The organism is Peribacillus alkalitolerans (assembly GCF_010882125.1).
Lineage (GTDB): Bacteria > Bacillota > Bacilli > Bacillales > DSM-1321 > Bacillus_BN > Bacillus_BN alkalitolerans.
Genome location: NZ_JAAGVZ010000012.1, coordinates 1 through 12,106, shown reverse-complemented (window position 1 = coordinate 12,106; position 12,106 = coordinate 1). Strand labels below are relative to the sequence as shown.

General features: G+C 34.2%; 16 protein-coding genes. 13 read left to right on the top strand and 3 right to left on the bottom strand.

Going from position 1 to position 12,106, the window contains the following annotated elements; genetic code table 11:
• The first annotated feature begins 38 nt into the window (after positions 1 to 38).
• From G3O09_RS14445 to G3O09_RS14410, 8 genes are all read left to right on the top strand, one after another.
• The gene (locus tag G3O09_RS14445; protein ID WP_163102199.1) at positions 39 to 446 is read left to right on the top strand and encodes a hypothetical protein; all 408 of its coding nucleotides are present in this window, start codon (positions 39 to 41) and stop codon (positions 444 to 446) included.
• Between the two features lie 19 nt (positions 447 to 465).
• On the top strand, positions 466 to 975 hold the full coding sequence (locus G3O09_RS14440) for a redoxin domain-containing protein (RefSeq protein WP_163102198.1): 510 nt from the start codon (positions 466 to 468) through the stop codon (positions 973 to 975).
• A gap of 80 nt (positions 976 to 1,055) precedes the next feature.
• Positions 1,056 to 1,187, top strand: coding sequence for an FbpB family small basic protein (locus G3O09_RS14435; protein WP_163102197.1), 132 nt, complete (start codon positions 1,056 to 1,058; stop codon positions 1,185 to 1,187).
• A gap of 68 nt (positions 1,188 to 1,255) precedes the next feature.
• Positions 1,256 to 1,399: an acid-soluble spore protein N gene (locus G3O09_RS14430; protein WP_163102196.1), complete on the top strand. Its 144-nt coding sequence runs from the start codon at positions 1,256 to 1,258 to the stop codon at positions 1,397 to 1,399.
• A gap of 461 nt (positions 1,400 to 1,860) precedes the next feature.
• A complete protein-coding gene (tlp, locus tag G3O09_RS14425; protein ID WP_163102195.1) occupies positions 1,861 to 2,097 on the top strand; it encodes a small acid-soluble spore protein Tlp in 237 nt (78 codons plus the stop codon).
• A 111-nt stretch (positions 2,098 to 2,208) separates the two neighbouring features.
• Complete coding sequence (locus G3O09_RS14420; RefSeq protein ID WP_163102194.1) at positions 2,209 to 4,590, top strand: AAA family ATPase; 2,382 nt, start codon at positions 2,209 to 2,211, stop codon at positions 4,588 to 4,590.
• Positions 4,565 to 5,008 (top strand): acyl-CoA thioesterase, encoded by a 444-nt coding sequence (locus G3O09_RS14415; RefSeq protein WP_163102193.1) that lies wholly within the window; start codon positions 4,565 to 4,567, stop codon positions 5,006 to 5,008. Before G3O09_RS14420 ends, G3O09_RS14415 begins: the two co-directional genes overlap by 26 nt.
• 1 nt (position 5,009) lies before the next feature.
• Entirely contained in the window at positions 5,010 to 5,321 is a 312-nt protein-coding gene (locus G3O09_RS14410) for a hypothetical protein (protein ID WP_163102192.1), read from the top strand.
• 94 nt (positions 5,322 to 5,415) lie between these two features.
• Here G3O09_RS14410 and G3O09_RS14405 read toward each other — a convergent pair whose 3' ends face one another.
• On the bottom strand, positions 5,416 to 5,706 hold the full coding sequence (locus G3O09_RS14405; protein WP_163102191.1) for a HesB/YadR/YfhF family protein: 291 nt from the start codon (positions 5,704 to 5,706) through the stop codon (positions 5,416 to 5,418).
• Between the two features lie 211 nt (positions 5,707 to 5,917).
• Between G3O09_RS14405 and G3O09_RS14400 the strand changes: the two genes are divergently transcribed.
• The 4 genes from G3O09_RS14400 to G3O09_RS14385 all read left to right on the top strand — a co-directional run bounded on the left by G3O09_RS14400 (position 5,918) and on the right by G3O09_RS14385 (position 9,640).
• Positions 5,918 to 6,235, top strand: coding sequence for a PadR family transcriptional regulator (locus G3O09_RS14400; protein ID WP_163102190.1), 318 nt, complete (start codon positions 5,918 to 5,920; stop codon positions 6,233 to 6,235).
• 575 nt (positions 6,236 to 6,810) lie between these two features.
• Positions 6,811 to 8,109, top strand: coding sequence for a globin-coupled sensor protein (locus G3O09_RS22520; RefSeq protein WP_240338442.1), 1,299 nt, complete (start codon positions 6,811 to 6,813; stop codon positions 8,107 to 8,109).
• Between the two features lie 785 nt (positions 8,110 to 8,894).
• The gene (locus G3O09_RS14390) at positions 8,895 to 9,044 is read left to right on the top strand and encodes a hypothetical protein (protein WP_163102189.1); all 150 of its coding nucleotides are present in this window, start codon (positions 8,895 to 8,897) and stop codon (positions 9,042 to 9,044) included.
• A gap of 149 nt (positions 9,045 to 9,193) precedes the next feature.
• Complete coding sequence (locus tag G3O09_RS14385) at positions 9,194 to 9,640, top strand: hypothetical protein (protein ID WP_163102188.1); 447 nt, start codon at positions 9,194 to 9,196, stop codon at positions 9,638 to 9,640.
• A 215-nt stretch (positions 9,641 to 9,855) separates the two neighbouring features.
• Here the strand turns inward: G3O09_RS14385 and G3O09_RS14380 are convergent, their stop codons facing one another.
• Together G3O09_RS14380 and G3O09_RS14375 are read right to left on the bottom strand one after the other, a co-directional pair.
• Positions 9,856 to 10,320 (bottom strand): hypothetical protein, encoded by a 465-nt coding sequence (locus tag G3O09_RS14380; protein ID WP_163102187.1) that lies wholly within the window; start codon positions 10,318 to 10,320, stop codon positions 9,856 to 9,858.
• A gap of 278 nt (positions 10,321 to 10,598) precedes the next feature.
• The gene (locus G3O09_RS14375) at positions 10,599 to 11,078 is read right to left on the bottom strand and encodes a PaaI family thioesterase (protein WP_163102186.1); all 480 of its coding nucleotides are present in this window, start codon (positions 11,076 to 11,078) and stop codon (positions 10,599 to 10,601) included.
• Positions 11,079 to 11,378: 300 nt separating this feature from the next.
• On the opposite strand from G3O09_RS14375, the gene G3O09_RS14370 reads away from it, so the two are divergent.
• Positions 11,379 to 11,909 carry a P-loop nucleotide/nucleoside kinase family protein gene (locus G3O09_RS14370; protein ID WP_163102185.1) on the top strand — a complete coding sequence of 177 codons (531 nt, stop codon included), beginning with the start codon at positions 11,379 to 11,381 and terminating at the stop codon, positions 11,907 to 11,909.
• Positions 11,910 to 12,106: the final 197 nt, after the last annotated feature.

Below are 12,106 nucleotides of genomic sequence, written 5' to 3'. Positions count from 1 at the left end.
AAAAGAATATAGTAAAATGAACCGTGGGGGAATGATAGATGGATGGATTTTATTTAGGGTCATTTTTTATTCATTTTACTTGGGTTGCTTTTTTATCAGGTTTTTTATTTGCTTTTGTAATGTTAAGTTTTTTAAATTCCGAAGATACCATGAAAAAATGGTTTGATGAAAGTATCAACGCAAGTATGATATGTCTTTTTACATACAAATTTAGTATTATTTTTTTTCGCCCTTCAATTTTAGTGGATAACCCAAAATCGATATTATTCTTGAATGGTGGAACTTTAGGCTTTCAAATTGGATTATTTGGTGCACTTTGTTATTTAATATGGAGAGGTACTAAAAAAAGGGACAACCAATTTATTAAAACTCAGATCATTGGAATGGCAACTATGGTTTTCGGCTATTATTTTGTTTTAACCTTGCTTAATGAAATAAGCCAATAACCAGAAAGGTGGTAATAAAATGATGAAAAAAATCATTGCATCCGTAGCGCTTGTACTTCTAGTAACCGTCGCTATGGTACAGGCTATGGAACAAAAAAAGGAGGACAATGCTCCTGGTTTGAAAATAGGCAAGGATGCCCCAGATTTTGAACTTCAAACATTGGACGGCCAAAAAGTATCTCTTAGTGATTTGAAAGGCAAAAAGGTAATGCTTAATTTTTGGGCAACATGGTGCCCGCCGTGTAAAGCAGAAATGCCTGAGATGGAGGAATTCCAACAGCAATTAAGTAAGGACGAGGTCATCCTTGCTGTTAATATTGATCCTCAAAATGATGTTGAAGGTTTTATTGATTCGATGGGAGTGACATTTCCTATAGCATTGGATGAGGATGGAGAGGTAAATAAAATGTACAAAATCCTTACCATTCCTACAACCTATTTCATTGATTCTGATGGAGTGATCCAAGGGAAATTCATAGGTGCGATGTCACTAAAAGATATGGAAGAGCACATGGGTGAACTAAAATAAATTTCATTTTTTTATAATCATAATTTTTAGTTAATTTGGCCATACTGACTAATAACATATTAGTGAGTAGGTGATACGACATGAAAAGAAGACGAAAGCGTTCATTTGAAGAATTAGTAATGGAAAACAAACGTGAGCTCCTTAATGATGAAAAGGCGATGGAAAGGATTGAAGATCGTCTAGAGCAGCGACACCTTCAAAAAGCAGAGTAATTTGGTCATATATAACATTCATGATTCCCCCCTTATCGCTCACACTATATCTATAAGGGGGGATTATGATGGGAAATCCAAAAAGAGACTCTAAGCACTTTAGACCGTATCATCGTGGTACTCAATCTACGGAGTCACATGTGAATAACGGCAAAAAGATGGAGGACAATTCAGGACAACACCCTCAGCTGATTCAGACTAAAGGTGAATAATTATGTAAAGAAGGCTTAGTGGCCTTCTTTATTTTTAGACTGTTTTCGCAAGGTTTGTGTAACTGAACTATAACTGTCTGAGTTGATTGTAGCGGAGGGTATTTGGCTCCTCGAAAATGTATTCGCATTTTCTTCGTGCGGTGTTTATTCGAGGAAGCTTATCAATGTCCTGCGGGAAAGAGAGGGAAGTGTGAGACCCCACAGGTGGTAACGCCGAGGAGGCTCCCATCCCTCCCCACGGAAAGCAAGAGCCTCTCGCTGCAATCAAGGCCGAACATTAAATTCTAATAACAACATTTAATGAGAAAAGAACCATTTTATACAAAGCGTTAGTTTACATAACAAAATTATGGTTAGTTGGTTATAAATTGCATTCATAAACTCTATTTGTTAGAACAAACTAAATATCGTCACTACTAATTGTGGTGCTTTACTTCATCCAACTCGAGGAGGAAACAACTATGGCATGGAATCAACCTAATAGAGATAATCGTAATGATAACGTGGAAAAGTTACAGGATATGGTACAAAATACGATAGAAAATATCGAGAAAGCCGAAGAATCCTTAGAGTTTAGTTCTGGGGTACAAAGAGAACAAATTGAAGCAAAAAATGAAAGAAGAAAAGAAAGCCTAGAGAGCTTTAGAAGTGAAATTCAAGACGAGTCAGAAGCAAGACAAAATGGATATCAAGAGTAATACCGCAAAGGCTGATTGGACTCCAATCAGCCTTTAAGCTGTTGTTGAAGCTAAATTTATCGTTATTATGGTAAGATATTATAACGAGAACGAAAAAAGTGAAGTGAAATAATGAATATTGATGAAATACATAACAGAATAAATCAATGGAAAAAACAAATTGAAACTGATGTAAAATTGCACTATCCAGAGCTATTAGAGATGATAAAAAAACTTGAAACGGAAGAAACTCTCATTTCAATCCCACAAATAAACCAATTAAAGGGAACGATTTTTGCTTTGCTGGCAAAGGATAGAAAGAACCATGACAAAGAAGATCAGCTTTTCAAAACATGGTTACAATTATCTATACAGTTGGACCATCATAACCCTTTAGCTACTGAATTAAAAATCACAAGCTTATTAAAGGAAAAGGTTCATTTTTTAGATGGTTTAAATTTTCCCTCCATAAGAGAAACGGATAATCGTCCTGCAAAAAGAACGGTTGCGGAAACATATATTAAGATGTGTGAAAATTATCTTTCAAAAATAACAGATACATGGGATGAAATAGAGGAAGGGTTAGACTTCACCATTCAAAATTCCGCACAACAACATATACAAGAATCATATGGTAGGATGCTAAAAATTTTAAAGGAAACAAAAGAAATTCTCGATCAATTGCATAGTGCAAGTAGGGAATATCTAGATTCCTTAACGGGTGTTTTTTATACCGCTGAACACTATGAAAAGATGAAAAAACAAGTTGAAATGCTAACTGAATTAAAAAATCAATGGATTGATATTTTTGCCTTTGAAGGTGACGAGAAAAAATTACCGAAGAGCGATCCATTGCAGGAACTTAATGATATGGTTGGATTAAAAGGTGTCAAGCAACGGGTGAATGAGTTTTATCATTACCTACAGTATCAAAAAAGACGAGAAGAATTTGGGTTCACTACCATGAATGATCAAAGCTTAAATATGGTCATCACCGGTAACCCAGGAACTGGTAAAACTACATTAGCCCGTCTGTTTGCGAAAGTGTATCATCAGCTTGGTATTCTTGAGCGTGAGGAAGTTATCGAAATGGACCGGAGCCAGCTTGTAGGTTCTTTTGTTGGTCAAACCGAGGAAAATATTCTTGCGGCAGTTGAAAAATCCTTGGGTGGAGTGCTTTTTATCGATGAAGCTTACTCTCTGAAAAGAGAAGGCGCTACTGGGAATGATTACGGTCAAAATGCCATAGATACACTTGTATCTTTGATGACTAATAAAAAATATGCAGGAAAGTTTGCAGTCATCCTCGCAGGGTACCCGGAAGAAATGAGAAGGTTTTTACAAGCTAACCCTGGATTGCGAAGCAGATTCCCACAATCCAATCATTTTCACCTTTCAGATTATTCGGTCGAAGAACTATTGGCAATTAGCGAGATGGTTGCATCTAGATATGATTATTATTTATCCCCCTCTGCAATAAGGGAATTAGGATATCGAATCGAACAATCAATGGTGGACGAATCATTTGGAAATGCAAGAGCAGTCGAAGACTTAGTTTTGGAGGCTATCCTAAAAAAAGGTGCGTCCGTTTCGAAATCAGTAGATTCCATTATCACTGATTACACCTTGCTAGAAGCAGAAGATTTCGCTTTGGATTCTAAGGATGAAGAAGAAAGTACATTGGATAAATTCGAAAAAATGATAGGATTAACGACTGTAAAAGAGGAAATCAACTCTCTAATTTCATTCGTAAAGCTACAACAATACAGGCGGGAAAATGGATTGCCGACGATTCCGCTTCAACTTCATTCTGTTTTTACAGGTAATCCTGGAACAGGGAAAACAACTGTAGCCACTTATTTTTCCAGGCTGCTAAAAGAGTGCGGATTACTTAAGAGGGGTCATCTGATCGTAACTAGCAGGGCGGATTTTGTAGCAGGTTACGTTGGCCAAACTGCAATAAAAACAAAGAAGAAGATTCGTGATGCACTTGGAGGAGTTTTATTTATTGATGAAGCCTACTCCTTATTAAGCCAACAATCTGGGGATTTTTCTAAAGAAGTCATAGATACACTTGTTGATGAGATGACAAAGCATCATGAAAATCTCGTTGTCATCTTAGCAGGCTATCCTAAGGAAATGGATAAATTGCTTGAAAGTAATCCAGGTCTTCGTTCGAGATTTAAAAAATTCATCCATTTTCAGGATTACACCGTCGAGGAATTACTGGAAATAATGAAAAGTTATTTGGAACAATTTAATTATAGGATTGAAAAGGATGCAATTGAATATATCAAACAATTCCTAGACGAACATAATTGGAATGGGAACGGAAGATTGGCTGCAAATATCATGGATGAAAGCATTCAACAACAATCACTACGATTAATGAATTCCAATGAATTACTGACAAAGGAAAATGCATCTGAACTTGTTAAAGAGGATGTACTGGCAGCGTTATGGAAGATGGAGAAAGGGGAAAAGAAAAATGTTGATATCAAAAAAAGAGATTGAAGTACGATATGCAGAAACCGATCAAATGGGAGTCGTATACCATGCCAATTACCTAGTTTGGATGGAGTTGGGCAGAACCCAAATTGTTAAAGATTTAGGATTTAATTATGCGGATATGGAGAAGGATGGGATCATCTCCCCTGTTTTAAATATTGAAGCTACTTATAAAAAACCGATGCGATACGGAGAAAAGGCCATCGTCCATACTTGGATTGAGAATTATGATGGAATTCGAACCATCTACGGGTATGAAGTTTATAATGAGCAAGGAGAGCTTTCATTCATCGGAAAGTCTGAACATGTCTGTGTGAAGAAGGAAAACTTCCGTCCGATATCCTTGCGAAAAATTTATCCAGATTGGCATGAGGTTTATCAAAAGAATCAACGACAAAAGACTACTGGGGAAACAGTGAAGTAATATGGCATTCGGGATAAATCGGAGTATACTTCAAGAGTGGAAGAGAAAAATCGATGAAGGGGAAATAGCTTTTTTAACTCATTATTGGTTGGATGAACGGTTTCCGGGTTGTAAAACAGTTACAAAGGTAGGTTGCAAGGATCTTGACAAACTATCAGCTTGGGGAAGAAAATACGGCTTAAAAGAAGAATGGATTGACATCCGAAAAGAAGGCTATTCACATTTCGATCTTTTTGGAGAGCTTGAAATAAAAATTCTTAAAGCTGAAGGTATCGAGAAGAAGTTATTGGGACTTTCGACTAAAAAGGATTAACAGAATTAAAGTGAAATATTATTTCAATTAATACGAAAACCTCCAGCATCTGATGGAGGTTTTTTAGGTTTCTTAGTTCTTTGTATGAACTAAATTATCTATAGCTGAATTCGGGTTCTTTCATTTTAGTGTTAAAGCCAACCACTAAGTCATGTCCTTCAAAGTACCAAGCATCTTTTTCTTCAATAAAGAATTGAATACCCATTATTTCTGTTGTAGCTATTGGAGAGATAGGTGCGTCATCTGAAATCCCCAGAGAAAAGCCTGCTTGGATCGGACTGTATCCCCCATAACGGACATAAAACCTAATACTGTTTTCATTTCCTTTCAAGCCAAGTTCATCTATATACCATTTTGCTGCTTCATCTGTAATAGTCAAGTTCATTTATTTCCCGCCTTTATTAAATGTATCGTTATTATAAATCAAATTGATTTAAAAGACGAATGTAACTAACTTTGGAGTATATCCATATAAATATTCTGAATTTAAAGGATTTAAGATAAGTGGCAAAGAATATTATCTATATCTAAACTAGATATAGTTGAAATTGGTACGAAAATAACTATATCGCAATGAGATATAGGTGGTGTTATTCGTGAGTCGTTCTGAGCAAATAAAAGGGTTTTCAGAACTAATATTGCTGGCTTTGTTAAAAGAACGTGATCGCTATGGATATGAGATCACTTCTGAAATGGAAGAAAAAAGCGACGGAATATTTAAAATGAAAGAGGGAAGCCTTTATCCTGCATTGAAAAAGCTTGAAGAAAAAGAATTCATCAAAAGTTATTGGAAGGACTCGTTCGATGGTCCAAGGAGAAAATATTATTACATAACAAAAATTGGGGTTACGGAATTGCAAAAACAGAAGAATCAATTTGAAAATCTGTATCAAATCATTCAACGTTTTATTTAGGGCATACGGATATAAATACAAACAAGTTTTATACTAAAGATAAAAAAGGTTAAGGAGGAACATAAAATGAAGGTTACCTATTCAGCCTATCAAAAACTAAATGAAATCTTAAATCAAGAACAAGTAGAGGGAGAAAATTTATACATTCGATTAGAAATGGGTATTGGCTGAGGGGGTCCTAAATTATCGCTTTCTCTGGAAGAGGAGCCTTTAAAAAATGATCAAATTATTCATGTGGAAAATATAAAAATTCTTATAGGTGAAAGAAACAGAAGTTATTTTGAAGATACGAAATTGGATTTTATTTCAGATCCATTGGGAAACAAAAAATTTATACTTTTACAAATATAGTAGACAGGACTCCTATATCTATAGGAGTCTTTTTGAATTGATTCATTAAATGTTAACTAAATGGTATGAAACTTATAAACTTTTTGAAAACTAGCATAAGGTGTATTGACACAACTTAGCTTTACTAGGAAAATAATCATATATTCAGATAATAAAATAGTCCTGTTGATATGTTTTCTGAATGCTATTAAATATACATAGAAATAGAAAAATGAGGTATAGACATGGGGATATTTACAAAACAAAGACCAACAGCAGCAAAATGGATTCAAAAGGCAGAACAGCTTCCAGTAACGATTCAAATCTCTGATCCTGAAGTCCTGTTACAACTTAAAATGATTGATTTACAGGAAAAAGATTTACGACTAATCCATGTTTTTCAAGAAGTGGTTTCTGAAAATATCCATCTATTAGTTGATTCTTTTTACCAGTCGATTCTAGGCGTACCTGAGTTGACTGATATTATCCAATCCAATACGACAGTAGAACGTCTGACTTCTACTTTGAACCAACATATCATTGAACTGTTTAATGGGAGAATAGACAATGAATTTTTGGCTAAAAGAATGAATGTCTCTAAATCACATTATCGAATTGGGCTTCAACCAAAATGGTATTTAAGTGCTTTCCAAAACGTACAAAACTTGTTGATTTCTTTAGTATATGCGAATTGCGACACACAGGAAGATCAAAGAGCTTTAATCCTTGCAATGACAAAAATATTGAATTTTGAACAGCAACTTGTCCTAGAAGCGTATGAGAAAGAAAATGCCTATATGAGAGAGCGACAAAATGAAGAAGTGAAACAAGAGGTCAAACAAACCATCTTATCCATTTCTGAAGAATTAGTTGCGTTAAGTGAAGAAACGGATGCTTCTGTTAAGATGATAGTTTCAAATAGTAGGCAAGTAAATCAACTAGTCGTCAATAACAATGAAAAATCCAGACATTCTCAAAGCCTTGCAGAAGAAGGACAACATAGAATGAGAAAGCTTACGGAAAAGATTCATTCCATTTCGCAAAATACGAATAACGTGGAAAAGAATATTAGTGCATTGAATGATTCACTAAAACAAATTACTGAATTTGTCGGATTGGTACAAGGAATTGCAGATCAAACCAACTTACTCTCACTTAATTCTGCCATTGAAGCTGCAAGAGCAGGTGAACATGGACGCGGTTTTGCAGTAGTAGCTGATGAAGTAAGGAAGCTTGCTGATCAAACGAAGAAATCTATCACAGAAATCTATTCCATCGTAAATACATCCAATATTTATATGGAAGAGGTTGTAAAATCCATCCATCAAGTTCAATCTGTCGTTCAGATTGGAGAAGAAGAATCAGATTTAACCCAGTCTTCATTTAATGAAATCGTAACATCCATGGAAGAAAGTGTAGTTGGTGTAGGAGAGGTCGAAGAGCAAATAAAAGGTTTGATTGCTGTCATAGATGAAATTGGCACAGCTACTTCAAGAGTTACTAAACAGGCTGAATCATTGAATGATACTGCTTCATCTTTATAAAACTTCTGTAAAAAGGCATCCATGCGATTAACGGGTTCTGTTTTCGAGTACAAAACATAATAAAACATTAGAAAAGGGACATCAAATCGCATAGGTTTTGGTTGTCCCTTTTTTCTTGCTATTAAGGGATTTCTAATAAAACAAGCGAACTTTTGGTATGACAAATCTTAATTAAATTAGTTTCATTACAGTACTTTCTGTAAGGGTAATAATAAATAGACTTTTTTTGTTCTATTTGAGTTCGATTATAGGGATTTATAATAAATTAATTACAGATATTATGAAAAAATATACCTAAACTCCCATGAAAATAAAAACTGAAAAAGGGCATGAAAAAACAGACCCAGAAAAACCAGTTTTTAAAAAAAGGCTGAGCCTCTTGAAGGATTGAATATGAGGTAAGCTGATAAATCGAATTGTAATACCCTTCTACTTAAAATGAAATCAGATAAAGCTGGCGCAACAACCAGAAAAAGGATTAATCTCCCATGAGTGCTACCCCTAAAGGGCGCGACAGTCGGTGGTACACCGTGGTCGTTGGAGTCAGACTAACGGATGGGCTCAAAGGCACCATAGTTCAAAGACCTTCTTCGCCAGCATTAAAACAGTTTAGACAGCCTGATCCATTTTCATTCTCTGTGGTGCAACGCTGATTTTGCGCTGCATGGATGGCTAACGGGGCAGGTTAGCAAAATAAGAAGTTGAAACATTGCTAAGAGAAAAAAGTATAAAATAAAGAGAATATTATGATAATAATAAGATTTATTATATTAGGAGGTGTTATTATGATTTGGTTATATTTCCTGATACCTGTGGTTATTATTGGTGGTATTGCGATTTATTTTGAAAAGAAATCTGGGATGACTCCACCTGATGAAAATATACAAGCAGAGAAGTTAGGGGAAGTCATAAATCAAAATACGTATAATAACTAACGTATCAGGTACAGATTGATTTTAACTAACGGGGGCGGTAATCCAGAAGGATTATCGCTTTTTTTACTTAAAAAACGTCAATTAAGTAGAAGAAGGAGTACATATCGATTTACAGAATATTACATATAAATATAAATAGAGAGGATCGGATGATAATTCGAATCAAATTTAAAGTTTATTTTTTGGCAGCAATAACTTTATTGATATTAAGTGTCGGATGTTCAACTAGAGGATTACATGTAGTTAATGAGAAAAGTAATGTTACTTGGTATCGAGATGAAAACATAATAGAATTGAATATTCTTATTAATAATGGAACGTCTAAAGATGCGAAATTCTATGTTTATATTAATCAAAAAGACAATGATATAGCTAATTACTTAAATTTCGGATTACTGCCAGTTGAAAAGGGGAGACTATTCAATTTATCAAGAAATGAAGAAAAAGAAGTTTCACTATCATTTGATATACCAGAAGATGCTTCCTTAAATAAGCAAAAACTTTCTGAGGGGTATGAAGTTATTATTGGACATTTAGAAGCACCTAATAAAGAAAAACAGAGAACATTTAAAATTAAAGAAGTAAATATTCAATGAAACCTATTAAGCTAATTGGGTCAATCCTAAATCCTTAAGAAAAAGGAGAAGCTTAATCAATTAAACTCCCTCAATAAAGAAAGCAAAATCGCCCGTTTTCTCTGGTTTTCTCAGTATTTCACAATTAGATAAAATGGTGTTATATGTCATTAATGTGGTTAGATTTATCTTCAATTTATTTGTTCCCTAACAAAAAAGCACCTAAAAAGGTGCTCTTAGTTAAATATCTTCTTAAAGTAGTGAATGAACATAAGGTTATAAAAAATTTCAACTGTTATAGAAATAATTAAATCGATTAAATTAGTTTCCTCCATAGAATGAAAAGGCGCGAATATAAAAATATAAATAAATCCGATCACCATTAAAATAATAAAAAGTAATATGTATCTTAGGAAAATCGGGATTACTAAACTAATGAAAGGGAGCAAAAACTCTTTTTTATTCCCTTTTTTATGAATTTGAATTAATACAAATAAACCTAAAGAATTAATAACAACAAAGGAAATTAAATCAATAAAATCATATTTATTCATTGAAGAAGGATTATAGACTATTGGTAATGATAATACAATAAAGGCCAATAATACCCAAAAGGTTGTTCGATAATTTTTCTTTTGCTTTTCAGTAAGGGAATCTTCCCTTAAAGCTGCAATAAGTGCATTAATATTCCAAATATACATAGTTTAGCTCCTAATAATGGGGATTTTCTAAATAAGTATATGGAAAAAATATTTTCATAGCTATTATCAATTTTTGGAAAATTGACTGTCACTCTTAAATAAGTAACGGGGGCATTAGTTGAGATCGAAGTTGTCAATTTGGGCAGCTTTTCATTTTTAGCTAAAGGGACAAAATAGTTTAACAAGTTCACTTTCCTAAATTAAAAAAGCTAAGAGAATTTCTCTTAGCTTAGTCATATTTTATGTTTGAAACAAATTAGATATTTTATATAACTTTTTTATTTTATAAATGTACTAGGCATTACGACAAGGACTACCTCTCCACGAGCACAAAGAATATCATTTGCAAATATTTCTGTATGCACTTTCCATCTTTTAGGATGGATTTCTTCAACAGTGCCAATTGCTTTAAGTGGAACATCTTGTGGAGTTGGTTTAAGGAATTCCACATTAAGGGTAGCAGTAACAAACCTTGGTGGCACTGACCCATCACCAATTTCGTTCCCATTCTTACGGTGTAAAGCAAGTGCGGCAGACCCCGACCCGTGACAATCAATTAACGAGGCTATTAGTCCACCATAAATAAAACCTGGAATTCCCATGTACTTTGATTCAGGTGTAAAGATAGTAACAGTTTTATCGCCTTGCCAACCAGTTCTAAGATGATGCCCATCTTTATTTAATCGACCACACCCATAACACCAAGCGAAATCATCGGGGTATACATCTTGTATTGCTTTTTCAATTATTTCTTCCACAATTCATCCTCCTTAATAATATATTAAGTAATTTCAACGTAAAATGAGCGAGTGATCGGTCATGTGTATTATAAATATATACAACCTCTTCCAAATGGACAATAGTTTACAAATAATTCTGTTAATGTGAGCAAAACTATTAAATAGAAATATTTTATTTGTTTTACAAGTAACGGGGGCTGTGGCACCTCCTTTTCTTCTTCAACAAACGGGCAGGTTAGTTGAAAAAGGAATCTCATAATAGAACACAGAATACCTAATATAATTATAGAAATAGCATTATTAAAAGGGGGAATATGGATGCTTGAAAAAACTATCTTGGATATCCTTAATCGGGAACGAGATGACTCAACCCCTTTATTGGTAATGATGTGTGGAATAGCTGGTTCTGGAAAAACTACCTTCTCTCAAAAGTTAGAAAAAGAGGGCTTTTTACGTCTTTCTATAGATGAAGAAGTCTGGTCTACTAATGGTCGTTATGGAATTGATTATCCGACTGAAAAATATAGAGAATACTTGGATGAAGCACATTTAAGATTGCGTGAAAATCTAGTGAAGTTAATACATGATAAGCAACAGGTAGTGGTTGACTCTAGTTTTTGGAAAGGAACTGAAAGGGACGAATTTAAACAGCTTATTGAAACCACTGGAGGTAAATGGCGGCTTATTTATTTGAAAGTTGATCCAAATGATTTGCGCAAACGTCTGAAGATAAGAAGTATTCGTTTTGATGCAAATGCTGCCTTTCCTATTTCAGAAGAAATATTAACTTCCTTCCTTAATGGGTTTGAAGCTCCAAAAGGTGAAGGGGAAATTGTAATTAAATATTAAATTTGACGTGAATTTAATTGCTTCAAACCAGGGCAGCATTTTTTGTTATTCGACTAAACCAGCTAATAGTTTGTCAATATTTTTCATTATAAACTTTGAATTCTTCATGCTATACTAAAAATATGTATGCCAAATAACCTTCCGTTCTCACAAAGTTGGAAGGTTTTGTGTTTTTTAGTTGAATTTAGGTTCTAAGC

Excerpts from the sequence above, each read along its gene's own strand:
- G3O09_RS14415 (WP_163102193.1), top strand. The coding sequence starts at position 4,565 with ATGTTGATATCAAAAAAAGAGATTGAAGTACGATATGCAGAAACCGAT.
- G3O09_RS14420 (WP_163102194.1), top strand. The coding sequence starts at position 2,209 with ATGAATATTGATGAAATACATAACAGAATAAATCAATGGAAAAAACAA.
- G3O09_RS22520 (WP_240338442.1), top strand. The coding sequence starts at position 6,811 with ATGGGGATATTTACAAAACAAAGACCAACAGCAGCAAAATGGATTCAA.
- G3O09_RS14435 (WP_163102197.1), top strand. The coding sequence starts at position 1,056 with ATGAAAAGAAGACGAAAGCGTTCATTTGAAGAATTAGTAATGGAAAAC.
- G3O09_RS14390 (WP_163102189.1), top strand. The coding sequence starts at position 8,895 with ATGATTTGGTTATATTTCCTGATACCTGTGGTTATTATTGGTGGTATT.
- G3O09_RS14430 (WP_163102196.1), top strand. The coding sequence starts at position 1,256 with ATGGGAAATCCAAAAAGAGACTCTAAGCACTTTAGACCGTATCATCGT.
- G3O09_RS14405 (WP_163102191.1), bottom strand. The coding sequence starts at position 5,706 with ATGAACTTGACTATTACAGATGAAGCAGCAAAATGGTATATAGATGAA.
- G3O09_RS14445 (WP_163102199.1), top strand. The coding sequence starts at position 39 with ATGGATGGATTTTATTTAGGGTCATTTTTTATTCATTTTACTTGGGTT.
- G3O09_RS14410 (WP_163102192.1), top strand. The coding sequence starts at position 5,010 with ATGGCATTCGGGATAAATCGGAGTATACTTCAAGAGTGGAAGAGAAAA.
- tlp (WP_163102195.1), top strand. The coding sequence starts at position 1,861 with ATGGCATGGAATCAACCTAATAGAGATAATCGTAATGATAACGTGGAA.
- G3O09_RS14440 (WP_163102198.1), top strand. The coding sequence starts at position 466 with ATGATGAAAAAAATCATTGCATCCGTAGCGCTTGTACTTCTAGTAACC.
- G3O09_RS14385 (WP_163102188.1), top strand. The coding sequence starts at position 9,194 with ATGATAATTCGAATCAAATTTAAAGTTTATTTTTTGGCAGCAATAACT.
- G3O09_RS14380 (WP_163102187.1), bottom strand. The coding sequence starts at position 10,320 with ATGTATATTTGGAATATTAATGCACTTATTGCAGCTTTAAGGGAAGAT.
- G3O09_RS14370 (WP_163102185.1), top strand. The coding sequence starts at position 11,379 with ATGCTTGAAAAAACTATCTTGGATATCCTTAATCGGGAACGAGATGAC.